Genomic DNA, 24,841 nt, shown 5'->3' with positions numbered 1-24,841 from the left:
ACAAATGTACTTACTAACTAGTAAGTAAGCAAATATGATTATTTAACGTGTGCTCATTGCATTAAAACCAGGGTTCATTGTAATAAGCAGCTGTTCTGCTAGCCGTTTCCCTGTTTTGCATGATATATTGATGGCCCTTTAATTGACGAGCACGGTATCCGAATAAGTGGAATATTTGTTTAGGGAAAAAACGCGCTACATGGGTATTTACTATTATTTCACTGGAATCGGCAGAATTTGCATGAACACCCGGTAGAAGGGTTAGTAATTTATACCACTTACGTATGTGCTTAGATAACCATAAAAAGAATCGAGGTATCGGACGAACTAAGAAGAAGCCATCGTCACCTTGCTGCTGGTACAATGGCATAAATATCTGAGCCTTTGTGGGGGAATTGATTTTTTCTCCATTTAAAATTGCCAAAAGTTCTCCTTTTTTAACCTTTTGGAAATTTTTGAAGCTTGGTTTCATTTCAAAATCGACACTAAAAGGAACATGTTGGTAGGTAAATATTTCAAAATAATTAGCTCTTCCTTTACCGAGTTCTTTGAGAGTATTTTTGTGATTTTGTACGGCATGAGGACTCAACACTCCTGTTATTCCTAACGTGGTATAAATAAAATGTTCATGCCTAATAATAGATGAACCATCGCTATGCTGACCACCTTCAAAACCAAAAGCCACATAACCCAATTCATTGATATAGCTCAGTATTGGGCCTTTTAAATATTCTTCTATACCCAACACAATGGGTAAAGGATAATTTTTTGTAAACCTTCGGTTAAGAAGGCTATCATTTACAGTTAAAAATGGGATGGTTTGCCCTGAGGTGGTATGTAAATCAAAGAAATAGTAAGGGCCGTTGTTATCGGACAGAATATCTTGAATTTCTTGCCATAATTCGACCTGTTCTCTCGCTTCTGAACTATGTGGATTAAATGGTTGCTTCAGGCGTTCTTTACTCCATATTCTATTCAGATCTTCATCTATAAACCTAACGTTAAAGTTAAGTGCGCGTAAATTTCCTTTATGGCCGATAACAGTTCCCTTAATGGCACCTTCGTAGTTCTTAAGTGCATTGAAAACATTTTCTAAAGCCGTGACGCCTGAAGGTTCATTGCCATGTATTCCCGCTGTAAATATAAGGGTGGGTCCGGGTGTGGCACCTGTAATTCTTCCGATCTGTCTTTTGTTAGTAATATCTATTATCGTTTCTGATTTAATCAAAAGGTGTTACATCTTTAATAGTTACAATGCCCACCAGTTCTTCATGCTCTATAACTGGTAGACAGCCGAATTCATTTTTCTTCATAATTTCAATAGCCTCTTTTATGGGTGTATTAGGAGTAATAGATATTACTTCTTCAACCATTATGTCTGCCACCCTAGCGGAGTCAATATCTGGTGTGTTTAGTTTAGATATATGACGATAGGTGAGCAGGCCCATAAGTTTGCCGCGCCCGTCATCAACGGGCATATGATGAATGTTATTCCAATTCATAATGCTTAACGCCAACTGTGCCGAGTCTTTAGCTCTTACTGTAATTAACTGAGTCGACATAATATGTTCAATGGTTGACGAAACCGAAAATTTCAATTTTAACTTGCAATCTGGCCACCGATGTATGGGAATATTTTTTTGTTGATGCTCAAACGTGCATTCGCACAATTTCACCAATGAGTCGTCCTTTTTATACGTGCCATTTAATTTTCTATAGTTATTAATAATCCATTGACTCCCACTTGTACCCTTCACTCTTTTCTCAATAATTGTTAAATAATCACTGATGTCTTGCTCATTTATTTTGAGCTTTTTTAATCCCGATTTTGCCAGGGGAAGAAGTACTTTTAAAATAAGATCCGGGGCATTCCAATGCTTATTGTCCCATATTAATATAGACTCTTTGCCATATCGTGCAGCCTTTAGAAAGTTTGATTTTGCATCCTTAAAATCCATTTTAGCGGCAATATTTCTGTATTTGCCGTCTTGGCTCAACATGAGGCCAGCCCAAAACACAAAATTTGCCATTTCATCTTTCACATTTGGCCCGGCAGGTATGTACCGGTTTTCTATTCTTACATGCGCTTTACCACCTGCTGCCCCATAACAAGCTCTATTCCATTTATAAATAGTTCCGCTATGTAAATTCAGTGCTTCGAGCTTAGGAATTTTGCCTTGTTTAACTAAGTTTTCGCTATTTTCTTGAATTTCCTTAGTGAGTATGATTGGGAATCTGGAAATATCTTCTTTGTAAATATTAACAATGGAATCTTTCACCCATTTCTGACCAAAAGAAACACGGGCTAGTTGATCTTTCAATGCATAGGATGATGATCTGGTATCAATACTTTGCTGAAATAATGCGATCCTATTTTCACTCCATAATTCTCGGCCTAATAATAGGGGAGAATTGGTGCATGCAGCTAGCACCGGCCCTGCAATGGCTTGCGACCAGTTGTACGAATCAGCGAAGTTTTCGGGATCAACTTGTAGGTGCATTTGAAAGCTGGTGTTGCAGGCTTCAAACAGTACCGAGCTGTGCTTAATGGTAAGCTCATCTACACCCTTTAAATGCAAGCTAAAATCATCTCCCCGAAGTTCTTTCATTCGTTCATTCAAGGCATAATACCTGGGAATAGGAGTGAGATAATGGTACTCAAGGGTGTTTTTTGAGATGGTTGGTAATATTCCCGTTAGTAAAATTTTATTGTCAAACTTTTGAGCATGATTACCAGCAAGGGCAAGTAAATCCAACAATTTAACTTCCATTACTTTGAAACAGTTTGCTTCTAAAACTTCCGGATCGAGATTTATCTCAAGATTATATTTAGCCAATTCTGTAGTGAAGTGACTATCATTGATGGAGTGAAGAATTTCCACCGCTTTATCAGATGGCCTGAAGCTATCATCTACCAGGCAAAATTCTTGCTCTGCACCTATTCTTGCTATGCCTGATTCTATTAGCTGATGATTGAGCATATACTCTAAGGCCTTAATATCACTGAGCAGATGTGATAAAAAGGTGCTATGCTCATGTTCTGAGCTAACTGTTTTGGTTATGTGCTCTCCCATCTAGTTAAATGAATACTAAAAGTAGTATCCATTTAACCGGGTAGGAATGACGAGAATCAGAGATTAAGTTGAGTTATCTCTCTTTTAAGTTTTCAGCAGGTCTGGATTTCGCTACTTTTAAAAGGTTCAACCCAATAGTGGAGAAAATAGCCAGCGTGATTAATAATATACTCGGTAAAATTACCCTTAAATCGATTGGTACGTGAAATGCATTAACCTGATCTAAGTACCCATCTACCAGCATATGGCTCACTGGTAAGGCAAGAATCAAACTCACAGAAAGGATAATTAAATAAGGCTTATTCGTAATGATTGTAATGTGTTTCATGGTGGCACCCATCACTTTCCTGATACTTATTTCTTTCATCTTTTTAGCTAAAGCCAATGAAACTAAACCATATAACCCGATGGAAGATAGAATGATTGAAATCGTGGCGAATAGGATTAGAATGTTGGTAGGAATTGACATTTGCCGATAGTAGTCATCGAAAATTTCACTTTGTAAGTATCCATTAAAAGGATAATCCGGGAATAGGCTTACCCAATCTTTACTCATTTTATATCGCGTTTCGGCCAAATCTGCAGTGCCTTCAATTTTGGCTAATATCATAGTATTGGTAGTGTCAGAAGATAATCGGAATACTGCGGCATCGATTGGGAAGTAGAAATTGTCATAATGGAAATCTTCCACCACACCTAAAATCCTATATCTTTTGTCCGCAGTGATCACTGGGTCATTTTCAATATTGGCAATCATATATTTCTTAATAAAGGATTCATTAACGATTAGTCCGTTATCAAAATCAGAGGCCTTATTCTGGTCGAAGTTTCTGCCTTCAATAAGCTCGAGTTCCATCAGATCGATGTAATTAGCACTAACATCGTAGGTTAAAACCGGGGATTTTTCATCGTTTACAACTATGTCTATACTGCTTGCCTTGTTGCCTACATGACCGGCAGCCGTGGCGATATTTTTTACTTCAGGGTATTGCGATACTTTATCTTTAAATGCTAAAAACTGGCTTTTATTGGAGGTTGGAATCACCATCAAATTAGAGTTGTCATACCCCCAGCTGAGCTCTTTCTGAAAATGGCTGTTGTTAATAAAAGCAATGCCTGAAAAGATGATTAAAAAGGTGAAACCAAATTGAATGCCGAGGAATATCTTAAAAATCACGTTTTTATTAGAGCCCAGCTTTTCACTTCCTTTAAATATCTCATTGGCATTGAAAGAGGATACATAAAAAGCTGGGTATAGGCCAGAAATAAGTCCTGTAAACAAAGCCGTTACAAATAAAAAGATCCACAATTGCAACGAGGTAAAATCTATTGTGAAATCTAACGGGAAGAAGGAATTGAATATGGGTATGAGGGCAATTTGCGCAATGATTAACCCAGCCAAAGCAGAGAAAATACAAAGGAAAATATTCTCACTTAAAAATTGGTTGATTAGCTGAGATTTGGTAGCTCCTAAGCTTTTTCTCATGCCTATTTCCTTCAACCTTTTGGTGGCTGAAACCAATGCAATATTTATGTAGTTGAAGCAGGCAATAAAGAGGAGCAAACCACCGAAAAATATAATGCCATATAAAGTGGAAATATTTTCTCTGCCTACTACATTACCTGCGATATTGTAAGGAGTATTCTTAATTTCATCAAAGGCAATTAAACTAAACCCACTAATTTTATATTTAGGATCAGTGGCATTATACATGGCAACCCAGTTTTTTTGGCTCGATTCAAACTGATCTTTAATCGATGGATTTTTGAATTTAAAGAACGTGGCATTGGTCATGCTTCCGGCATTACTTTCTGTAGTTGGATTCAGCTTTTCATTCACCAAAATATTAAAATCGAAATAGGTATTGTTGGGAAATTTTGCTGCAACAGCTCCCACAGTTACAGGCACATTTTCTCCATTTATTATCAAACTCAATTCCTTGTTCAAAGGGTAGCCCTCACCAAAAAATTTAGTAGCTGCTTTGTGACTTAATACTATTTGGGTCGGTTTTTCTAAAGCTGATTTGTCACCATCGGTTAATTCAAAACTGAAAATGTTTAAGAAATCCTCGCTCACATATTCAATAGGTTCTTCAATAACAATATCACCATGCCTTACCACAGCTGACGATTTTGTGTAACGGGTCATCATAAAGGGGCCATCTTGCTGTTCCTCAAAATCTGAACCGATGAAGTCTGGAGTTTTGCCCCAAATAAATTCGTCACCACTTTGATTTTTGGCTTTACTTGTAACCATATGTATTTGGTCAGCATCTTCAATAAAATCATTCGCATTAATGATTATTTGTGCAAACAGAAAAAGCACAATACAGCAGGAAATGGCTAACGCAAGGCCAAAGATGCTGATGGCTGAGGTAACTTTATTGGATTTAATCCCTCTAATAGTGAGTTTAAAATAATTAATAAGCATAGTGATGTTGTTTGAGTTCTTGAAATTGATTCCTTTGATTGCGAAAGGGCGGAGCATGCTAAAGACATCTCTGTACAAGAGCCATTTGGCTTTGCTCAATCCCAGAGTTTCCACCCGATAATCGAATGTTTCCATCATATCACCTTCCACTTGTTCCACAAGCTCTTCTTTACAGAAAAAGCGTAGAAGTTTAAAAGGCCACTCCGGTGGATCTATGAGTTCATTCTCTTTCATTCGGCAGAAATGTTTGGAATTAATGAGAAGAGATAATTTCGCATTTCTCTTGTTTTAATGAGTGCATTTTGGCCTGCAGCGGTGAGGTCATAATAAATTTTTCTTCGACCTCTACGGGAGGCAGTTGATTCACCGGTTCTCGATTTCAAATAACCCTTTTCTACCAGCCTGTTAAGAGAAGAATGTACAGCGCCAACACTGGGTTTTCTATCCGTTTGCTCTTCGAGTTGACTGATAATAGCTGCTCCGTAAGCATTAGTGTCTAATACGCCAATAACTAACAGAATGAGCTCTTCGAATTCGCCTAGGTTCGTGCCTTTCATTAAATTTAATTAATTCCTAAATGTAGAGTTTAGACGTGAATCTAAAAAAAAGGTTACATATCTCGAAAGGAAATGCCTTAAATTCAGATGGTTAGAAGGGCTTTAAAAAGAGTATTTCAGTTCAGAATTATCAAATAAAACTTGCGCATGACCGCTTGGTGCATCGTAAGGCGCTTTATTCAAAATGGATGGATTAGATGGGTATGAACCATTATCATAGGCCATTTCTTTGAACTCATCATTGCTTTTTGTGAGTAGAATTTTCCAATCATTCTTAAATGCCGGTTCTACAAAAATGGGAGCATTGGTTACAGTGAAACGCGTAATGAGCTGCATATCAGAACTTAAAAGCAGGAAGGTGCAACCACCAGAACCACAGAAATACGAAGATTGAAATTGAACAAAATATTCAGGAGCATTATCTCCATTTAAATCAACAGCCTCTAAATTATATTTGCGATCATTTTCGCTTAGGAATTTTATGTCCTCAGAAAGAATGGACTTTAATGAATTGCTTACCTGGTTAATCGTTTCTGGTTTCAACTCCTTCTTCACTGTTGGTTTAAGACCTACTACCTCCTCCAAAAATTTAATTGTTTCAATTTCTACCTGTTCGTAAGCACCGGAAGTAAGGTCTGAGCCAATTACATGATGTCCTGCCTCAGGAAACGCCACTTTTCTTTTCAACTCATCAGGTGTGCCGAGATGTTCATACATTTCTAACATGGCAGGAACTGAAACAGTGTTATCCTGCTCTTCCTCGTTTTTATAATAATAGCCCAAGAAAACAGGCTGTGTAACTTTTTCAAAAGTTTCTTTCGTCATGGTGGTTTCTACCATAACCTGCAATTCCGTAAGAACTTCTAAGCGGTATTTATTTGTCCAGTAGTTAGCTCTATTCGCTTCAATTTCCCACTCATTATACTTAGTGCCTTTTACTAAACGGGCAAGTTGCAGACCCCATGGTTTAGATAATAACCAAGAATTAGGATCGTAGATTTGAATATTAGGTGAATATAAAATGAGTGCTTCGATGGCGGGGTTATTTTCTGCTAAATACAAGCCATAAGTGCCACCTGTGGAGGTTGTTACCAGAATTACTTTTTTACCAATCTGCATACCTATGGCAATTGCCTCTGCAGCACTTTGCATCATTTTTTCAGCAGTGAGATCCAGCATTGCTTCTTCTTCGTTCAGCCCATGACCGGCTATTCTTGGTAGGTATAAATTGCAGCCGTAACGCTTTGCTAAATTTTCATGGATAGGATCTCCCTCTTCCTGACTGGCAGAAAATCCATGTAAATAGACAATACTATATTCAGTTACTTCTGGCTTACCATTGGCCCAGATAATTCTACCCTCATTATCAGGTTTAATATTTGGAATAGAATCCTCTCGTTCATTTATAAAAGCTTCTAAAACGGTTAGATTATTCGGCACCTCGGGTAATGTCTTTGACAACTCGCCTATTTCAACCTGTGGACCAATAAAATAGGCAGCAACAACTGCAATAATTACAACGAGAGAGATTTTTAATGCTTTCATTTTAGTTTGTTAGTAGGCAGTTTTTCAACTTTTCGATGTCAGTAGAATCATTATATACATTAGGAGAGAGCCTGATAGCATCACCTCTATAGGAAACAGAAATATTCTGATTTTGAATTTTGGTCTTCAACTGCTCCATTCTTGACGCGTCATTCAACCGTATTCCAAACAGGTGATTACTTCTGAACTCCGAGTGTTCTAATCTGTAGCCCGCAGATGTTAACTCATCTATACTCTCAGCGATCAAATTTTTGCAGTAGGATTGAATATTATCTACTCCCCAATTTAAGATGTTTGTGAAGGCTTCATTTAACATAGGCACCAAAATGAAATTGCTATGTTCACCTACAGAATAGCGAAAAGCTCCGGCTTGATAATTATCGTTATAATTTACTAACCCAGTAAAATCTTCACTTTCAAATCTATTGATCCAATTTTCTTCAATAGGCTTTCCATTATTAAAATACTCTCCATAATAGGCAACCCCTTGAGAATAAGGGCCAAGAAGCCATTTGTAGCCCGCACAAATTAGAGCATCGGGTTTAATTTTTTGAACGTCAAAAGGCAATGCACCTACAGACTGTGTGCCATCGATGATAAGCAAAGCACCAACTTTTTTGCATAGGGCACTTATTTCTTCCAGCTTAAAAAGTGTGCCATCAGCCCAATGAACGTGCGCCATGGAAACCACTTTTACGCTGCTGTCAATAGCATTAATAATGGCTGCATTCCAGTCTTCTCCAATACTGGTAGACTTTGGTCTTTTTATAACCACCAACTCGGCATCTGAATTATCAGTTAAGCGTTTCCACGAATAATAGTTACTCGGAAATTGCTCGTCAAGCACTACAACTTTTTCGCCTTTTTTTAATGGGATGTTTTTTGCCACTGTAGCAATGCCATAAGATACGGAGGGAATAAGCGCAATACTTTCTGTATTTGATGCATTAATTAGCTCAGAAAACGACTTTTTTAAATTATTTACTCCGGTAAAGAAATCTGAGGGAGCGATGTTCCAGGGCTTTTGTTTTTTTTGAATTGCCTCAATACCAATCTGTTCTACACTTTTTAACAGTGGCGACATATAGGCACAATTCAGATATGTAACAGAACTATCGAGTGAGAATTTGTCCTTTTGGCACTTCAACATGGAGTAAATGTAATCATTCACGCCATATTATTGAAGGTTTAAAGAATCTCGTAAATAAGAATGTTTGTTTTGATTTTTGCTCCAGTAATCAATCAATAAAGTTTTATCAAGCGTTGCGGTTGTAGTAATTTCTTTTCCATTAAGTCCGATGAGTTTTTCTGTCCAGGAAAGAATTTTATGTGGAAAAGCAGACTCAAACTCTATTGTTAAAACACGTTTATCTTCAGGGTATTCTAACCTGAACGATGTTTTAGTTTTATCATTAGTAACAGAAGCATACGCCATTTTTGGCTTCATGTTCTTATGCAGTAATCGTGTATGGAACAAACCTGGAATAACTTCTATAGTACCAGTAGGCAATGATTGCGGCTCGAGTCTTATTAAATTCCAGATCTCATCCTCCAACAGTTGCTTTTCAACTTCAACATGAATATCACCCTCTTGCTCAAAATAAGAGTAAGAGGCTAAATTATAATGATCATTTTTTAAATTCATCTGAGCGAAAACGTGTCCACACCATTCCTGAGAGCTCATGGTAACTTTCTCCGTGCTTTCATATTTGTTTCTTTCAACAGGCGTAAAGGTTGATAGCATCATGCTATAAGGATAAATCCCGGTTGTAAACTTTTTCGTAAAGTTCAGTTTTAATACCGTCTGATTATCCTTTGGATTTTGATCAGGGTAATCGAGCTTCACCTGCTTGCTTTTAGAAAATGGCTCGGTTACAAAAATGAGTACGGCCTTACCTTCATGCTGTTCACCATAACGAGCTTGCGTTAAGTTGTAGGAATCTATCTCCGCCACGCCTGCATACCAATAATCGCTAAACTCTTTATTTTGTATAGCAGAAACTTTGTTGGGATTAGAGTTAGCACTTTTCTGGCAGCTTGAAAAAACACCAATAACTATAGAAACTAAAATTATACTAAAGGCAATTCGTCTCATCGGGTTTATTTTTAATCTATAACAAAAGAACGGTGATTAACATTCGTCTGCAAAAAATATTGGCCAGCTAACCGACAAGTCACTAATAAATTATTCAGATAGAGCCTCTTTTAAGCATACTTTCCGATTTTCTTATGTCGAAATAGAAGTTATCTTTACCGCTCATTAATTTTCAATGGAAGAAAAACAGCTTACAGGAGAAAAATACAAGTGGATATTTGTTGGTATCGTAGCACTGTCATTTGTTATTTCCTATTCACTAACCTTTGATTCGAAACTTGCTTTACTGGGAGATAATGCAAGTTATTACTCGCTAGGAAAAGCCATAGCACAAGGCGAAGGTTATGTGAACATTTCCCGAGTAACAAAAAGTCCGAACAACCATTATCCACCAGGCTATCCGGCAATCATAAGTGCAATATTAGTGGTGAGTGATAGTGTTGTAGGCGTTAAGCTGTTGAACGGGTTATTTCTTTTCGCTTCTATTTGGTTGACGTTCATACTAACAGCTCGGTTTACTAATAATTATATCACGGCCTTTGTTGTATCAATGCTTACGGTAGTAAATAGTCATGCACTTTTTTACGGGTCTTTGATGATGTCTGAAGTGCCTTACATGTTCTTTAGTCTTTTAGCCATTTATTTTATCACTAATACTGATATCAGCGAGATAACTATAAAAAACAAGAACTTCATTTTAACTATACTGTTCATGGTCATTGCCTATTACGTTCGGTCGTTAGGTGTTGCCATACTGGGCGGTTTAGGTCTGTATTTCTTGATATCTAAAAATTGGAAACTATTAGGAGCCTCAATCGGGGGCTTAGTAGTGGGAGGTTTGCCGTGGTTCATTCGAGGGCAATCGTTAGGAGGCACCTCCTATATGAATCAGTTAAAAATGATTAACCCGTACAACCCATCACTCGGGGTTGCTGATTTTAGCGATTATATCGATAGGTTTTGGAGTAACTTTTCAAGATACATCACACGAGAAATCCCTGATGCTTTATTTAATTATGGCCCTAATTATTCGCAACCAATAGAATTTAAAGAGTGGGTATTCGGACTTATAATCGTGGGGCTAACTACCTATGGTGTTATTAAAATCAAAAAATACAACTGGCTTATTCTTGGTTATTTATTGGGCACGTTTGGCATATTAATGATTTGGCCAGATGTATGGATTGGCGTTAGGTTCATCGTTCCGATAATACCAATTCTTTGGATTGGTTTGCTTAAAGGATTTTACGAGTTGTTTAAAGCAATACGCGGGCAGCAGGAAATTAGTTCTGTGGTAAACTATGCTCCTTTAGTGATCATTCTTTTTCTTATATCGCCACTCAATGAATTATCTGCAAAGGCAAAAGCACCTTTTCCGCCAGCCTGGGAACAATATTTTAAAGTAGCTGAATGGATTAAACAGAACGAAAAAGAGGCCGTTGTGAGTTGTGGGAAGCCTTCTCTCTTTTTTATTTACGCTGGGGATAACTTTACGATGCGTTATAAACTTTCAAAAGATCCTGCAGAATTAATTGCAGACCTGGAAAAGCAACGGGTAGATTATGTGGTGATCGATCAAGTGTATGGAAATACATTTCAGTACCTACTTCCGGCTGTGCGCCAATATCCTAATAGATTTAAGCAGGTGCTACATCTAAAAAATCCAGATACATTTTTGCTAAAGTTCGAAAGATGATGATAAATAAACTTTCGATTATCATTCCTGTTTACAACGAGGAAAAAACAATTCATTTGATTCTTGACAAAATCAAGGAGGTTGAATTATTAAAGGGAATCAAGAAAGAAATAGTGATGGTGGATGATGCATCCACAGATAAATCAAAAGAGCGCATTGAAACGTATCTGAAAGAAAATTCCGATATGGACATTCAGCTTTTTTCCCAACCAAAAAACAAAGGCAAAGGTGCAGCTCTCCATAAAGGAATTAAAGAAGCTACCGGAGAATTCTTAATTATTCAGGATGCTGATCTTGAATATGATCCGCAAGAGTATAATATACTTTTACAGCCGGTTATCGATGGCGTAGCCGATGTTGTATACGGCAGTAGATTTGTTGGGGGGAAACCTCATAGGATTTTATTCTTTTGGCATTCAATAGGCAATGCGGTGTTAACGTTCTTGTCAAACATGATGAACAATCTGAATCTTACAGATATGGAAACATGTTACAAGCTCATAAAAACCGACATGGCCAAAAGCTTAACGTTAAAGGAGAATAGGTTTGGTTTTGAGCCTGAAGTGACAGCCAAACTTGCTCGCATACAGGGCGTTAGGTTTTATGAGGTTGGAATTTCATACTATGGAAGAACGTATGCAGAAGGCAAAAAAATTAATTGGAAGGATGGATTTAGAGCGATTTATTGTATCTTAAGATACGGTCTATTTAACTAAGAATTAACATTACGGTTACTTTTTAAGCTTAGAAGATATTTATTTTTGTCAATCACAAATCAATCTGAATGAACGAAGCGAGAGTCTATAGAGGTATCGAATTCATTCGAATTTCTGAATTGCCAGAAGAGCAGAAAGAATCAATTAAAGCTTGGGCTACCCGAGGAGTAATTATTAAAATACTCGTTGATGGCCAACTATTTTCTGATTGTGTGCAGCACAAGGATTACAAGCATTGGTATGAGACTGTTTTTAGTGTTGCCGCAGAAGAGGAAGCTGCAAATGAAACAGTACCGTCAAAGAAAACTACAATAAAACTGGCTTTGGGCGGTCGCTAATCCCAAACACCAACAGGAACAATTTCTAGTACATTATTTTCAGGGTCATTAAAATAAAATGATTCCTGACCATTGCCCCAAACTAGCTTATCAATAATCTCAACACCTTTTGATTTTATTTCAGCTTTGCACGCTTCATAATCTTCTTTAGCAACTTCAAATGCGTAATGTTGATTGCCTTCAGCAAAATGGGGCGGAGGTGAGGTTTTGTGTTTACTATCGTCTGGGTTGAAACAAAGTAGCACAGATTGACCGGCTTTAAAGAATATATGTTTTCCTTCAGCGTAGTGGATAATTTCCAGGCCAAGTTTTGCATGATAGAATTCTTTTGCTTTTTCCAGATCGTGAATGTATAAGCATGTTTCTTTGATTTTGATAATCTCTTTCATGATTGACACATTTTGGTTTTTAACTGCTGATATTCTTCCCAAATTTCATCCACTATATCCTTCGCACTTTTAACCTTTTTAATGTAAGCTGAAATTTGACCTATTTCTAATTCCCCTTCTTTAAGATCACCTTCAAAGATTCCCAGTTTGGACCGTCTACTTCCTAGTATAGATTTTAGTTCTTCGGGGCTGGCACCACGCTCCTCAGCCGCTTTCACCTGATCGTAAAATTCATTTTTAATTAATCGAACGGGTGCAAGTTTTTTTAAGGTAAGCACCGTATCGCCCTCCTCTGAATTAATAACACGCTCTTTAAATAATTGATGTGCTGATGACTCTTCAGATGCCGCAAATCGGCTGCCAATTTGTACGCCATCTGCACCTAAGGCCATGGCACCTAGCATTCCTCTGCCAGTTCCAATTCCGCCAGCGGCAAGCAATGGAATACTAATAGCTTCTTTTACCGCAGGAATTAAACAAAAAGTAGTGATCTCTTCTCTGCCATTGTGCCCACCAGCTTCAAAGCCTTCCGCAACAACAGCATCTACTCCTGCATCTTGTGCTTTCAGTGCAAACTTTACACTTGATACTACATGCACCACTTTGATATTATGCTCCTTGAGCTTTGATGTCCAGGTTTTAGGATTTCCTGCGGAGGTGAATACAATCCTTACTCCTTCATTAATGATAATTTCTATGATTTTATCGATTTCAGGATAGAGTAGTGGTACGTTTACTCCAAATGGTTTATTAGTGGCGGCTTTGCATTTGATAATATGCTCTTTCAGCGTTTCTGGGTGCATTGAGCCTGCACCAATTAAGCCTAAACCCCCGGCATTACTAACTGCAGAAGCGAGCTTCCAACCACTGCACCAAACCATGCCTGCTTGAATAATAGGATATTGAATATCAAATAGTTCAGTTATCTTGCTCATAAGTACATTGATGAACTTTAATCTACTAACATTACTGTATAAAAGCTATTATTTTAAATTTGCACTGGACCATTAAAAAGAGGGCTTAATTTGAAGCACGAAACTCCCTTAATTAAATTCCTCATCTGGAGGATGAAGCACATCAGCAATAAGAATTTTGTTCTTATGCTGGCTGGGTTGATAGGTCTGATTTCTGGGATTGCAGCAGTTATATTAAAAGAGTCTGTACACTTTATCCAGCACAAGCTGCATGAAAGCATTACGCTAGAAAACTATCTGTATTTTACTTTTCCGTTAATTGGCATTCTGTTAACAGTACTTATAAGTAAGTACATTTTAAAAGAGACCATGGGGCATGGCATCACTCAGATTTTATATGATATAGCCAAAAAATCCAGCGTAATAAAAAGGACAAGAATGTATTCACGGATGATAACCAGTGCGTTAACTGTGGGTTTTGGAGGGTCTGTGGGGCTAGAGGCGCCCATTGTTGTAACAGGGTCTGCCATTGGCTCAAACATAGGCAAGTTCATGCACCTGAATTACAAGAAGCGTACTTTACTCATCGGGTGTGGAGCTGCAGGTGCGATATCTGCCATATTTAATTCGCCAGTTGCAGGAGTAATATTTAGCCTTGAGGTAATCCTTGCGGATGTTACCATCGGAATGTTTATTCCACTACTAATAGCCTCAGTTTCAGGCGCCCTCATTTCTTTAACCCTGTTAGGAGACGATGTTTTATTCTCCTTTAAGCTGGTTGATAGTTTTACAGCGGCAGATACACCTCAATATATCTTATTAGGAATAGTATGTGGGTTGGTCTCTGTATACTTTACCAGGATGACCTACAAGATTGAAGGTCTAATTGGCAAGGTGAAGCAAGTGTATGGCAAAGCAGTTGTTGGCGGAATATTGCTCGGTATTATCATTTTAGTATTTCCACCAATTTATGGTGAAGGTTATGAGACTATCAAGTTATTACTTGCAGGCAAAGAATCTCAGATATTTAATAGATCGTTATTTTTTAATAACCTCGAAGATGCCTGGATGCTTCTGGCATTTATTTTTGGTGTAATACTCATTAAGCCTGTCGCATCGGCACTGACCATCGGTTCAGGCGGTAGTGGAGGAATATTTGCGCCTTCATTATTCTTAGGGGGAGTTACTGGCTTTTTATTCGCTGCTGTATCTAATGTAATTACATGGGGCAATGTGAGTACTAGTAACTTCACTTTAGTGGGTATGTGCGGAGTAATGAGTGGAGTTTTGTATGCACCGTTGACGGCCATCTTCTTAATCGCTGAAATTACTAGTGGGTATGAGTTATTTGTCCCACTAATGTTGGTTTCTGCCATTGCATTTTCTACTAGTTCCATATTTGAAAAGCATTCACTTTACACCAAGCATTTAATTGAGCGTGGTGATTTGATTCAATATGACAAAGACAGGCAGGTACTAAGTCAAATTAATCTTACCAAAATCATTGAAAAGGATTTATTGGTGATTCGCCCAGAGGCCAATTTGGAAGCACTGGTAGATCTTGTTCGAATATCGAAAAGGAACATATTTCCAGTTGTTACTGAAGGTAATGAGCTAGTAGGTGTGGTTACGCTTGATGACATTCGAAACATTATGTTTGATTTGGATAAGCGTGAGACAACCCCAATAAGAGCAATAATGCATAAACCCCCAGCTTACGTGAGCCCTCATGAAAATATGCAATCGGTAATGGAGAAGTTTGAAAGAACAGGTGCGTGGAATTTGCCTGTAATTGATAATGGAAAATACAAGGGGTTTTTATCAAAATCTCGCATTTTCAACACCTATCGAACCAAACTTATTCGTACAAACCGCGAATAAACACCCTGTAAGAACCTTACACTTAATTGAAAAATATATTTGAAATAAAATGGGGTTTTTATTGTGGGTATGTTTTTTATTTATAAGGCATCAGAATTGACCATGTTGAGTTGTCCACAAATAATCGATTCAAATTTATCGATGTAATTATCTGATAATTAGTAAGTTATGTTAAAATTGATAAATAGTGTGGAAAACTTTAGTATTTTGTGGAAAACTTTTTATCAAATTATTTGAATCTTTTTTTTGTCTAAATCACCTCTAGGTTTTTTGTATAATAATTAACAGAAAGGCAATTATCTTACATGATTCAAACGTTCAAAATTGGACGCGAAAAGCGACTAAAAACTTATGCGGGTAAACTTAAAATATTGCTCTATCAACTTTAATTTAATGTTATGTTAATTTTTCCTTATTATTTCGGAGCTTCAAGCAGTCATTAAAGTTTAGAATTAACTTAATTTCACAATCTTTAAATAGTACAATTATCAATTTTTATCAAAAACTTATTTAATACTCTTACGTTTCTTTAATATCATGAAATATATCCTTGCAGTACTTCTCACAATTACTTCATTTATTAGTTTTTCGCAAAGTGTAAAAGTCATTCAGGTAGATGAGCTTGTTGCACTCGTTAATTCTGATAAAGAAAAAATTCAGGTGATCAATTTTTGGGCAACCTGGTGCGGACCATGCATAAAGGAACTACCATTCATAGAAGAGGTAGCAGAAAGCATGAAAAGTCAGGTGGATGTTCAGCTAATAACAGTTGATTTTGTAGATGACTTGACAAAAGTTGAAAAGTTTGTTGAACGCAAACAGCTAAAATCAAATGTGTACTTAATTGATAATGTAGATTATAACTCTTGGATTGATAAGGTAGATGAAAGATGGTCTGGTGCTATACCAGCTACTGTTGTTATCAATCCAGTATCGGGAGATAGAAGATTTGTTGAGAGGGAACTTAAAGAAGGTGAACTTGAAAGTATTATTGAAGAATTACTATAACCATAACTATTAAAACCATGAAATCTAAACTTTTACTTTTATCAGCGTTAGTATTATTTTTTGCAGGCGCACCCAAAGCAGGTTATGAATTAGGTGCCGATGTTGAAGATTTTACATTAAAAAATGTAGATGGCAAGGAAATTACTCTTTCGGAATATGGTGAAAAAGGGGCCATTGTTATTTTTGATTGCAATACCTGTCCATATTCAAAAGCCTATTTAGAAAGAATTAAAGAATTGGATGCCATGTATGCTCCAAAGGGCTATCCGGTGGTTGCCGTTAACTCGAATGATCCTAATAAATCGCCTGACGATTCTTTTGACAAAATGGTGGAGTATGCTGACGAAAATGAATACGAGCATGCTTATGTGTATGATGCTGATCAGTCAGTAGCTAAAGCTTTTGGCGCCACAAATACTCCGCACGTATTTATCGTTCAAAAGAATGGTGAAAAACTTGTACTGAAATATATTGGTGCCATTGATAACAATACAAGAGATGCAGAGGCTGCTGATAAAAAATATGTACAAGATGCTGTTGATGCTTTGTTAGAAGGAAAATCTCCTGAAACGGCTAAGACCAAAGCAATTGGCTGCACTATTAAATGGGCATCTTAAAAATTAGATATGTCCAAGCCGGATATTAACGAAATACCAGAATTTTATCAGAAGTACGTTCAGGCTGTTAATTACACTGATTTAATACCTGCACTGATTAATAGTGGCAATGAAACGATAGACCTGCTAAAGTCAATTCCTGAAAAGTCTGCAGATTATAAATATGCGGAAGGTAAATGGACTATTCGTCAGGTAATTGCTCATATGATTGATACAGAACGAGTTTTTGCTTATCGAGCTTTAAGGTTCTCGAGAAATGATAAAACCCAGCTGCCTGGCTTTGAGCAAAATGATTGGGCCGTTGAGACGAATGCTGAAAACAGGAAGCTCTATAAATTAATTGAGGAATATAATAATGTGAGGGCCTCTACTATTGATCTTTTCGGAAGTTTTAATGAAGAGATGCTTAAAAGAGTTGGTAATGCCAATGGTTCAGAAATGTCGGTGAATGCACTCGGCTTTATTATAGTAGGCCATGAAACCCATCATAGAAATATCCTTAATGAGCGATATTTTTCTTAATTGAAGCCGACTTCTTAAATTGCCCGAATGAATTTCATTCGGGCAATTTTGTTTTTAGTGCTCTGCTCATGTTCAGTTTCTAAAATTGAAAGGAGCCTAATTGCCATGGAAGATGAATTTCACGATCACACAGGATTTTTGATAGTAGACCCTTCTTCCAATAAAACTTTACTTGACTATAAGTCAGACAAGTATTTTACTCCGGCCTCTAACACCAAAATTTTAACTTTTTATGCCTCACTTAAGCTTTTAGGAGATTCTATTCCTGCCCTTTATTATAAAGAGATTGGTGATTCGCTTATCTTTTGGGGAACTGGTGATCCTTCGTTATTATATAAGGAAGCGCCATCCACTAAAGCATATGATTTTTTAAAAGAGAGCGACAAGCATCTCTATTTCTCAGCAGCAAATTTCATGGATTCTAAATATGCACCCGGCTGGGCTTGGGATGATTTAGAATATAACTGGTCAGCAGAGAAATCGTCCATGCCTGTTTATGGAAATACATTTCAATTAAGTAATGAAATTGGTTTTAAAGTGTACCCCCAATTTTTTGAAGGTTTTATCATTACTGCTGACTCTTTAAATGAAACAAAGTGTGTTCGATTATTAGGCACAAATAATTTTGTTTACAATCCTGGGCCTACATTGTACTCGGAGGACTTTGCTTTTGGTACGTCTGGTCAATTAACGGCTGATATTTTATACGATACGCTAAAGAGAAAAGTAAGCTATATCGATAACAGCTTGTCTAAAGATCATAAAGTCTTGTATAGTAAAAATGGGACTGAATTACTCAAAGTAATGATGCAGGACAGTGATAATATGATAGCAGAGCAATTATTGTTGGTGATTTCAGGCCTACAAACCGATACATTAAATACAGTATTGGCCATAAAGAACATCAAATCAACATTTTTTAAAGGAATGCACGATGAGCCTAAATGGGTTGATGGCTCAGGCCTTTCACGGTATAACGCGCTTACACCAAGATCTTTAGTATGGATTTTAACCAAACTGTATGATGAGTATGGAGAATCAATTCTGGAATACTTTCCAGCTGGAGGTGAATCAGGTACACTCAAAAACTATTATAAAGCAGATATACCTTATGTATTTGCTAAAACGGGCACCATGACTAAGCATCATAATTTAAGTGGCTATCTAAAAACCAAAAAGGGCAAGATTTTTATCTTTAGTTTTATGAACAACAATTACACGACTAGTTCATTACCTGTTAAAAGAAAAATGGAAGAGTTGTTGTACGATATCTATTTTAACAATTAAAATGAGAGCACTCTTCATTACCTTTTTAACAGTATTTGCCTCGTTAGTACAGGCACAAAAATTCGACAGTTTGGACTTTAAGATAGGACAGATGTTGATTGTGGGCGTTAGCGGAACATCCATTTCAGATAATCCTTCCGTTGCTGCAGATATTGAAAAAGGAAGAGTTGGAGGTGTGATATTATTTGAAAAGAATATTTCGGCATCAAACTCATTTGTAAATTTGAAGCAGTTCACAGCTAACCTTGGTGGTAAAGCACCAGTTCCACTTTTTATCGCTATTGATCAGGAAGGTGGATTAGTGAATAGGCTAAAGGAAAAGTATAGTTTCCCGAAATCAGTAACAGCCGAATATTTGGGTAGTACTGGCAGCCCTGACTCAACAAAATTTTATGCTGAAATTACTGCTGCCACGCTAGCAGGCCTTGGTATTAATGTAAATTTTGCTCCTGTAGTTGATTTGAAAATTCCAGGTAACCCAGTGATATCGAAAACGGGCAGAGCGTATTCAAAGAATCCCGATAGTGTAGCACTCCATGCTCAGGAAGTTGTGAATGCAATGCGTCAGTTTGGTATAATAAGCGTTCTAAAGCATTTCCCTGGTCACGGAAGTTCAATGGCTGATTCTCACTACGGTGTAACTGATGTAACTAACTTCTGGTCAAAAGAGGAGCTTGTTCCATATATTAGGCTCATCAATAGTAATCAAGTGGATGCTGTGATGTCTGCACACATTGTAAATAAGAAATTAGACAAAGAAGGCTTACCTGGCACTCTCTCATCTCAAATGATCAATGGATTGCTTAGAAAAGATCTAGGTTACGATGGAGTGGTCTTTTCAGATGATATGCAGATGCATGCCATTACTAAATATTATGGATTGGAGAAGGCGTTAAAGCTTTCTATTATGGCAGGTGTAGATGTGCTTATGTTTTCTAATAACATTCAAGGAAGTGAAAATAGAACAGTGGACACCGTCCATAATTTGATAAAAAAAATGGTGAAGAATGGCGAGATCTCAGAAGAGAGAATTAATGAATCGTATCAACGAATAGTAAAACTTAAAATGAAATATAATGGGTAAGAATATAGCTATTGTAATCCTAGTCATCCTCTGCGGTGTGTTTTTTGTTTATGCTAAGTATAATCAGACAATAGCAGAAAATGCCAGAATGGAGGCAATACAGAACTTGCAATTAGCTGAGGAGCAAAGAGAAATGGCTATGCAGGCTGAAGAGGCTGCTAAGCAATCAGAAATGCGTGCTATTGCTGCTTTAAATGAGGCTGAGCAACAGCGTCTAAAATTGGAAGAAGCTCTCAAAAAATGCAAATAGCACCATATAACATAATTCAGCCAATAGGAAAAAGAGTGCCTATGATTGTTTCCTCGCCTCACTCGGGGGTACAATTTCCTGATGAATTGAAAGATCATTATAATCAACAACTTATTGCCACACCTGACGATACTGATTGGTTTATTCATCAGCTATATGATTTCGCTCCAGAAATGGGTATTACAATGATTGCAGGTAATTACAGTCGCTGGGTGATTGATTTAAATAGGAATCCCGATAGTCAACCACTCTATAATGATGGTAGAATAATCACAGAACTTTGTCCCACCAAAAGCTTTGCTGGAGAGGAGATCTATAAATCTGGCAAACAACCTAAGGAGAAAGAAGTAGAAAGAAGATTGGAAACCTATTACTGGCCATACTATCAAAAGATACAAGAGTTAATAGATGACCTAAAAAATGAGTTTGGTTATGTTATTTTTTGGGATGCACATTCGATTAGAAAATATGTTCCATTAATTAGAAAGGATGATTTTCCTGAATTAATCTTGGGAGATAATGAAGGTGTAACAGCCTCAAAAAAGTTATCTGATCTTACCTTACAAACTTTGCAACATCGAGGTCATCAAATAAATTATAATGATCCATTTAAAGGGGGCCATCTTACTCGCTATTTTGGTAAACCAGAACAAAACCAACATGCGTTGCAGTTAGAAATGACTAAGGTGAATTATATGGATGATTCTGAAACTGAGTATCACAAACCTAGGGCAAGTAGAATGCGTGAGTCATTAAGTTTAGTTTTTGAAGAACTGATTAATACAGAACTATAAGTAATGAAAAAATATCAGTTTAAAGGATTACTACAAAATGATGGATGGCTTGAAAATGCAGTGGTCTCTGTAAATGAAAAGGGTTTAATTACATCAATTGATACTAATTCAGGAGGAGCTGAAATAGTTGATGGGTTGGCAGTGCCAGGCTGGCAAAATGCTCATTCACATGCCTTTCAATATGCTATGGCAGGATTGGCAGAAAAGCATAAGCCCGGTAATGAAGCGGACGATTTTTGGAGCTGGAGAGAGGCTATGTATCAGCTGGCTCTCACGATGAGCCCAGACGATTTGCAGGCTGTAGCTACTATGCTCTACAGCGAAATGGTAAGACATGGTTATACGCAGGTTGCCGAATTCCATTATTTGCATCATGATATTAATGGTAAACCGTATTCTAATTTGGCAGAACATGGAGAGCGATTGATTCAGGCAGCTAAAGACGCTGGTATTAGAATTACTCTGGTTCCCATGTTTTATCAAAAAGGTGGTTTTGGTCAGGAGCCTCAAGAACGTCAGCGAAGATTTATTTCAAAAACTATAAATGACTATTATTCTTTGATTGATTCATCAGCACAAGCCTGTAAAAACTATGAAGGAGCCAATATTGGTTATGGAATTCATTCCTTAAGAGCGGTTCAAGCAGATGATATAAAAGCTGTGTTGAGTAATAATTCTCTAGAAGGCCCTTTTCACATTCATATTGCTGAGCAACTTAAAGAAATTGAAGACTCAATAGCTTTTCAAGGAAAAAGGCCTGTAGAGTGGTTAGCGGATAATGTAGAAATGAATTCTAATTATCACTTAGTGCATGCTACTCATCTAACGGATCAAGAAGTGAATTCCATTGCTAATTCAGGAGCATATGTAGTCTTATGCCCAAGCACAGAAGGTAATTTAGGAGATGGCATTTTCCCTTTAAGAAGATTTCAGGAACTAGGTGGCAAATGGTCTATAGGTACTGATAGTCATGTGGGATTAAACCCATGTGAGGAGTTAAGAATTCTGGATTACGGCCAAAGACTTACTACTCATAAAAGAAATACATTTGTTTCTGTAAATCAGAATGATAGTGGTCATTATGGGTTTCACCAATCTCTTCTTTCAGGCAGAGCGGCTATGGGAAATAGTAATGAAAACTATTTTAAGGAAGGTCAATATTTTGATGCCATGGTATATGATTGCAATGTTCCGCTTTTAGCCACCTCTGATAAAGAGTTATGGCTATCGACCATTATCTATTCTTCAGATGCTTCATGGAACTTAGGAACCATTGTAAATGGAGAATGGGTAGTAAAATCAAACCATCATGAGCGAGAGCATGTTATAAAAGAGAATTTTATGCGAACATTAAAAAAACTAGCTATCAGATGACGGAGTATGAAGTGTATTTATCAGGAGAGATTCATTCTAATTGGAGAGAGGATATTATAAATGCTACAGAAAGTAAGAATTTACCCATTTCATTTACTGGACCAGTTACCGATCACGATGCAAGTGATAACATTGGAGTAGACGCTACTGGACCGGAGGAAAAGAATTTCTGGAAGGATCATAAAGCAGCAAAAATCAACAGCATACGAATTAAAAATGGAATTGAATCAGCAAATATCGTAATCATCAAATTCGGTGAAAAGTACCGGCAATGGAATGCTGCCTTTGATGCTGGGTACGCTGCCGCATTGGGTAAATCCTACATTGTTATCCATCCTGAAGACTTTACGCATGCCTTAAAGGAAGTTGATGCGCAAGCAATGGCTGTTGCTCGCGATGAAGCCGCAGTTATAAAAATTCTGGAGTACCTCACTTTGAAATAGGCTGTATAGTATTCTCTAAAAGGTAGCTGAAGAACCTAATTGGCCGTTAATTATGTTATATTGATGCTAATTAGAAAGTCTATTGGTCAACTCTTTAAAAAGATATTGCATTCTAAGCTTACTTCTAATCCATTTTAGTGCCAATGGACAAGTAGTTGTTGATACCAGTTTTACAGCAGAATATCTGGTAGAAAAAGTATTACTTGGGCCAGGGGTTAAAGTGGGAAATGTAAAATTTACTGGAGAAAAGCATGCAATAAGCACTTATTTGGATCATACTAATCAACTCGGAATAAGCAAAGGTATTTTACTTACTTCAGGGAATGCTTATTATGCACTTGGTCCAAATAAATCTCCACGAACTGGTTGGGCGAGCTCTGCTTTTGGCGATGAAGAATTGGAGGCCATTGCACGAGGTAAAACATGGGATGCGGCAGTTCTGGAGTTCGATTTTGTAACCGTTTCAGAAAATCTTTCATTTCGATTTGTGTTTGCTTCTGAAGAATATCTCGAATATGTTGGCTCCAAATTCAATGATGTTTTTGGGTTTTTTATTTCGGGGGAAAATGTAAAACGGGAGAATATAGCTCGCTTACCTGATGGAAAAACCCCTATTACTGTTAACACTGTGAATAATGAGTTGAATAGTCAGTATTATATTGATAATGCTTATGTCAATACTACCGATCCCTTTATTTGGGATGTTAGAAATAGAGAAGTAGTTACCAATTTAAATTATTTAAAGGAAGAGGTACCCCCTAAATATGACACACAGTTCGATGGCTTTACAACTGTACTGGAAGCACGTGCGAAAGTAATTCCAAATAAGGTTTATCATATTAAAATGGCAATTGCAGATGTTGGTGATGGTATTTTAGACTCAGGGGTTTTTCTGGATGCAGGCTCGTTCCAAAGTTCAGGCGAAATTATTGCAAATCTGGATGATCATTTTAAAGAGAATAGGCAAGCAGATAAGCTGGCAAAAAGAGCTGCTAATAAATTGGATGAAATAAAATTACCAGATGTACATATTCCTAAGCGGCACAGAATTGGTCAGATAGAATTTGATTTTGATAAATATCATCTAACACCTTTGGCTGCTAGTAATATTGTGCGAGTCTACAATCAATGGAAAGATACCAAAAAGGCGAGAATAGAATTAATAGGCCATACCGACAGTCATGGTTCGCATGAATATAATGAATCTCTTTCTCACAGGAGATCGGAGTCAGTAGCACAGATGTTAATTGAATTGGGAGTGCCCAAAAATTTGATTGCGGTTAACTTTATGGGTGAAACCAGTCCGTTAAAAAGCAATGAAACCGATGAGGGGCGTGCTAGAAACAGGCGTGTAGAATTTTACCTGATTTACTAATTAGCGCAATCTAATTTCTTCCTCATAATCTACAGGCACACGAATAGGAACCCCTTTCACTGTCAATTTGATATATCCTTTATAGCGTGCCTTCATCTTCTTTCCGCCCAACATGCTAAATAGATTATTTAACAAACCATCAGAAATATTGAAAGTAGCATCCACTGGCACACTGAAGTCAGACATTGCCGGTACTTTTGTTTTTGTTGCATGGTTGATAGTACCAATTCTTTTGTCGTCAAGGCTTACAGCAATATCAACTTTGCGCAATGTCATTCCAACGTCATTTGGATTGTAAAATACGGCATCGCCTTTTAAAAGAGCCTCCTTACCAGTTACGTTGGTCACCCTCACGTTACTTATCTTCCTGAACTTTGGTGGTTCTTGGGGGGTGTTGCAGCTGGCTGCTAAAAGAAGTAATAGGATTGGAACAATGTATTTCATAGTGTTA

At 37.2% G+C, this 24,841-nt stretch carries 24 protein-coding genes; 14 read left to right on the top strand and 10 right to left on the bottom strand.

Going from position 1 to position 24,841, the window contains the following annotated elements:
* Positions 1-61 precede the first annotated feature (61 nt).
* From JR347_RS02745 to JR347_RS02715, 7 genes are all read right to left on the bottom strand, one after another.
* Positions 62-1,228, bottom strand: coding sequence for a succinylglutamate desuccinylase/aspartoacylase family protein (locus JR347_RS02745; RefSeq protein ID WP_205722524.1), 1,167 nt, complete (start codon positions 1,226-1,228; stop codon positions 62-64).
* Positions 1,221-3,074 carry a CBS domain-containing protein gene (locus JR347_RS02740; protein WP_205722523.1) on the bottom strand — a complete coding sequence of 618 codons (1,854 nt, stop codon included), beginning with the start codon at positions 3,072-3,074 and terminating at the stop codon, positions 1,221-1,223. The genes JR347_RS02745 and JR347_RS02740 overlap by 8 nt, the downstream gene beginning before the upstream one ends.
* A 73-nt stretch (positions 3,075-3,147) precedes the next feature.
* A complete protein-coding gene (locus JR347_RS02735) occupies positions 3,148-5,739 on the bottom strand; it encodes an ABC transporter permease (RefSeq protein WP_205722522.1) in 2,592 nt (863 codons plus the stop codon).
* On the bottom strand, positions 5,736-6,062 hold the full coding sequence (locus JR347_RS02730; protein WP_205722521.1) for a PadR family transcriptional regulator: 327 nt from the start codon (positions 6,060-6,062) through the stop codon (positions 5,736-5,738). Before JR347_RS02730 ends, JR347_RS02735 begins: the two co-directional genes overlap by 4 nt.
* Before the next feature lie 102 nt (positions 6,063-6,164).
* Positions 6,165-7,607, bottom strand: a complete 1,443-nt coding sequence (locus JR347_RS02725) for an alpha/beta hydrolase (RefSeq protein ID WP_205722520.1) — start codon at positions 7,605-7,607, stop codon at positions 6,165-6,167.
* 1 nt (position 7,608) lies between these two features.
* The gene (locus JR347_RS02720; RefSeq protein ID WP_235689738.1) at positions 7,609-8,691 is read right to left on the bottom strand and encodes an aminotransferase class V-fold PLP-dependent enzyme; all 1,083 of its coding nucleotides are present in this window, start codon (positions 8,689-8,691) and stop codon (positions 7,609-7,611) included.
* 93 nt (positions 8,692-8,784) lie between these two features.
* Positions 8,785-9,702 carry a hypothetical protein gene (locus JR347_RS02715; RefSeq protein ID WP_205722519.1) on the bottom strand — a complete coding sequence of 306 codons (918 nt, stop codon included), beginning with the start codon at positions 9,700-9,702 and terminating at the stop codon, positions 8,785-8,787.
* Between the two features lie 175 nt (positions 9,703-9,877).
* Here JR347_RS02715 and JR347_RS02710 point away from each other — a divergent pair, with 175 nt between their 5' ends.
* The 3 genes from JR347_RS02710 (at position 9,878) to JR347_RS02700 (ending at position 12,452) form a co-directional block, all read left to right on the top strand.
* The gene (locus JR347_RS02710; protein ID WP_205722518.1) at positions 9,878-11,398 is read left to right on the top strand and encodes an ArnT family glycosyltransferase; all 1,521 of its coding nucleotides are present in this window, start codon (positions 9,878-9,880) and stop codon (positions 11,396-11,398) included.
* On the top strand, positions 11,395-12,114 hold the full coding sequence (locus tag JR347_RS02705) for a glycosyltransferase family 2 protein (protein ID WP_394369441.1): 720 nt from the start codon (positions 11,395-11,397) through the stop codon (positions 12,112-12,114). Before JR347_RS02710 ends, JR347_RS02705 begins: the two co-directional genes overlap by 4 nt.
* Positions 12,115-12,182: 68 nt before the next feature.
* Positions 12,183-12,452 carry a hypothetical protein gene (locus JR347_RS02700; RefSeq protein ID WP_205722517.1) on the top strand — a complete coding sequence of 90 codons (270 nt, stop codon included), beginning with the start codon at positions 12,183-12,185 and terminating at the stop codon, positions 12,450-12,452.
* Here the strand turns inward: JR347_RS02700 and JR347_RS02695 are convergent.
* The gene (locus JR347_RS02695; RefSeq protein WP_205722516.1) at positions 12,449-12,841 is read right to left on the bottom strand and encodes a VOC family protein; all 393 of its coding nucleotides are present in this window, start codon (positions 12,839-12,841) and stop codon (positions 12,449-12,451) included. The genes JR347_RS02700 and JR347_RS02695 overlap by 4 nt on opposite strands.
* Complete coding sequence (locus tag JR347_RS02690; RefSeq protein ID WP_205722515.1) at positions 12,838-13,776, bottom strand: NAD(P)H-dependent flavin oxidoreductase; 939 nt, start codon at positions 13,774-13,776, stop codon at positions 12,838-12,840. The genes JR347_RS02695 and JR347_RS02690 overlap by 4 nt, the downstream gene beginning before the upstream one ends.
* 132 nt (positions 13,777-13,908) lie before the next feature.
* On the opposite strand from JR347_RS02690, the gene JR347_RS02685 reads away from it, so the two are divergent.
* The 11 genes from JR347_RS02685 (at position 13,909) to JR347_RS02635 (ending at position 24,390) form a co-directional block, all read left to right on the top strand.
* The gene (locus JR347_RS02685; RefSeq protein ID WP_205722514.1) at positions 13,909-15,636 is read left to right on the top strand and encodes a chloride channel protein; all 1,728 of its coding nucleotides are present in this window, start codon (positions 13,909-13,911) and stop codon (positions 15,634-15,636) included.
* A 537-nt stretch (positions 15,637-16,173) separates the two neighbouring features.
* Positions 16,174-16,644: a TlpA family protein disulfide reductase gene (locus JR347_RS02680; RefSeq protein ID WP_205722513.1), complete on the top strand. Its 471-nt coding sequence runs from the start codon at positions 16,174-16,176 to the stop codon at positions 16,642-16,644.
* Between the two features lie 17 nt (positions 16,645-16,661).
* Complete coding sequence (locus JR347_RS02675; RefSeq protein WP_205722512.1) at positions 16,662-17,261, top strand: thioredoxin family protein; 600 nt, start codon at positions 16,662-16,664, stop codon at positions 17,259-17,261.
* 9 nt (positions 17,262-17,270) lie between these two features.
* The gene (locus tag JR347_RS02670; RefSeq protein ID WP_205722511.1) at positions 17,271-17,783 is read left to right on the top strand and encodes a DinB family protein; all 513 of its coding nucleotides are present in this window, start codon (positions 17,271-17,273) and stop codon (positions 17,781-17,783) included.
* 27 nt (positions 17,784-17,810) lie between these two features.
* The gene (locus tag JR347_RS02665; protein WP_205722510.1) at positions 17,811-19,070 is read left to right on the top strand and encodes a D-alanyl-D-alanine carboxypeptidase/D-alanyl-D-alanine-endopeptidase; all 1,260 of its coding nucleotides are present in this window, start codon (positions 17,811-17,813) and stop codon (positions 19,068-19,070) included.
* A 1-nt stretch (position 19,071) separates the two neighbouring features.
* Positions 19,072-20,154, top strand: a complete 1,083-nt coding sequence (locus JR347_RS02660) for a glycoside hydrolase family 3 protein (protein WP_205722509.1) — start codon at positions 19,072-19,074, stop codon at positions 20,152-20,154.
* Positions 20,147-20,404, top strand: coding sequence for a hypothetical protein (locus tag JR347_RS02655; protein ID WP_205722508.1), 258 nt, complete (start codon positions 20,147-20,149; stop codon positions 20,402-20,404). The genes JR347_RS02660 and JR347_RS02655 overlap by 8 nt, the downstream gene beginning before the upstream one ends.
* Complete coding sequence (locus JR347_RS02650) at positions 20,395-21,198, top strand: N-formylglutamate amidohydrolase (protein WP_205722507.1); 804 nt, start codon at positions 20,395-20,397, stop codon at positions 21,196-21,198. The genes JR347_RS02655 and JR347_RS02650 overlap by 10 nt, the downstream gene beginning before the upstream one ends.
* A gap of 3 nt (positions 21,199-21,201) precedes the next feature.
* On the top strand, positions 21,202-22,572 hold the full coding sequence (gene hutF, locus JR347_RS02645; RefSeq protein ID WP_205722506.1) for a formimidoylglutamate deiminase: 1,371 nt from the start codon (positions 21,202-21,204) through the stop codon (positions 22,570-22,572).
* Positions 22,569-23,015: a YtoQ family protein gene (locus JR347_RS02640; RefSeq protein ID WP_205722505.1), complete on the top strand. Its 447-nt coding sequence runs from the start codon at positions 22,569-22,571 to the stop codon at positions 23,013-23,015. Before hutF ends, JR347_RS02640 begins: the two co-directional genes overlap by 4 nt.
* A gap of 82 nt (positions 23,016-23,097) precedes the next feature.
* Entirely contained in the window at positions 23,098-24,390 is a 1,293-nt protein-coding gene (locus JR347_RS02635) for an OmpA family protein (RefSeq protein ID WP_205722504.1), read from the top strand.
* Here JR347_RS02635 and JR347_RS02630 read toward each other — a convergent pair whose 3' ends face one another.
* Positions 24,391-24,834, bottom strand: coding sequence for an LEA type 2 family protein (locus JR347_RS02630; protein ID WP_205722503.1), 444 nt, complete (start codon positions 24,832-24,834; stop codon positions 24,391-24,393).
* Positions 24,835-24,841 lie beyond the last annotated feature (7 nt).

The sequence above is a fragment of the Fulvivirga lutea genome (genome assembly GCF_017068455.1).
GTDB lineage: Bacteria > Bacteroidota > Bacteroidia > Cytophagales > Cyclobacteriaceae > Fulvivirga > Fulvivirga lutea.
Note: the sequence above shows the minus strand (reverse complement) of the source record. Positions and strands in the feature narration are given on the sequence as shown.

Coding starts and splice junctions, on each gene's coding strand:
- JR347_RS02660 (WP_205722509.1), top strand. CDS start 19,072: ATGAGAGCACTCTTCATTACCTTTTTAACAGTATTTGCCTCGTTAGTA.
- JR347_RS02725 (WP_205722520.1), bottom strand. CDS start 7,607: ATGAAAGCATTAAAAATCTCTCTCGTTGTAATTATTGCAGTTGTTGCT.
- JR347_RS02675 (WP_205722512.1), top strand. CDS start 16,662: ATGAAATCTAAACTTTTACTTTTATCAGCGTTAGTATTATTTTTTGCA.
- JR347_RS02710 (WP_205722518.1), top strand. CDS start 9,878: ATGGAAGAAAAACAGCTTACAGGAGAAAAATACAAGTGGATATTTGTT.
- JR347_RS02695 (WP_205722516.1), bottom strand. CDS start 12,841: ATGAAAGAGATTATCAAAATCAAAGAAACATGCTTATACATTCACGAT.
- JR347_RS02735 (WP_205722522.1), bottom strand. CDS start 5,739: ATGAAAGAGAATGAACTCATAGATCCACCGGAGTGGCCTTTTAAACTT.
- JR347_RS02685 (WP_205722514.1), top strand. CDS start 13,909: ATGAAGCACATCAGCAATAAGAATTTTGTTCTTATGCTGGCTGGGTTG.
- JR347_RS02690 (WP_205722515.1), bottom strand. CDS start 13,776: ATGAGCAAGATAACTGAACTATTTGATATTCAATATCCTATTATTCAA.
- JR347_RS02655 (WP_205722508.1), top strand. CDS start 20,147: ATGGGTAAGAATATAGCTATTGTAATCCTAGTCATCCTCTGCGGTGTG.
- JR347_RS02705 (WP_394369441.1), top strand. CDS start 11,395: ATGATGATAAATAAACTTTCGATTATCATTCCTGTTTACAACGAGGAA.
- JR347_RS02720 (WP_235689738.1), bottom strand. CDS start 8,691: ATGTCGCCACTGTTAAAAAGTGTAGAACAGATTGGTATTGAGGCAATT.
- JR347_RS02670 (WP_205722511.1), top strand. CDS start 17,271: ATGTCCAAGCCGGATATTAACGAAATACCAGAATTTTATCAGAAGTAC.
- JR347_RS02700 (WP_205722517.1), top strand. CDS start 12,183: ATGAACGAAGCGAGAGTCTATAGAGGTATCGAATTCATTCGAATTTCT.
- JR347_RS02650 (WP_205722507.1), top strand. CDS start 20,395: ATGCAAATAGCACCATATAACATAATTCAGCCAATAGGAAAAAGAGTG.
- JR347_RS02715 (WP_205722519.1), bottom strand. CDS start 9,702: ATGAGACGAATTGCCTTTAGTATAATTTTAGTTTCTATAGTTATTGGT.
- JR347_RS02640 (WP_205722505.1), top strand. CDS start 22,569: ATGACGGAGTATGAAGTGTATTTATCAGGAGAGATTCATTCTAATTGG.
- hutF (WP_205722506.1), top strand. CDS start 21,202: ATGAAAAAATATCAGTTTAAAGGATTACTACAAAATGATGGATGGCTT.
- JR347_RS02730 (WP_205722521.1), bottom strand. CDS start 6,062: ATGAAAGGCACGAACCTAGGCGAATTCGAAGAGCTCATTCTGTTAGTT.
- JR347_RS02680 (WP_205722513.1), top strand. CDS start 16,174: ATGAAATATATCCTTGCAGTACTTCTCACAATTACTTCATTTATTAGT.
- JR347_RS02740 (WP_205722523.1), bottom strand. CDS start 3,074: ATGGGAGAGCACATAACCAAAACAGTTAGCTCAGAACATGAGCATAGC.
- JR347_RS02630 (WP_205722503.1), bottom strand. CDS start 24,834: ATGAAATACATTGTTCCAATCCTATTACTTCTTTTAGCAGCCAGCTGC.
- JR347_RS02665 (WP_205722510.1), top strand. CDS start 17,811: ATGAATTTCATTCGGGCAATTTTGTTTTTAGTGCTCTGCTCATGTTCA.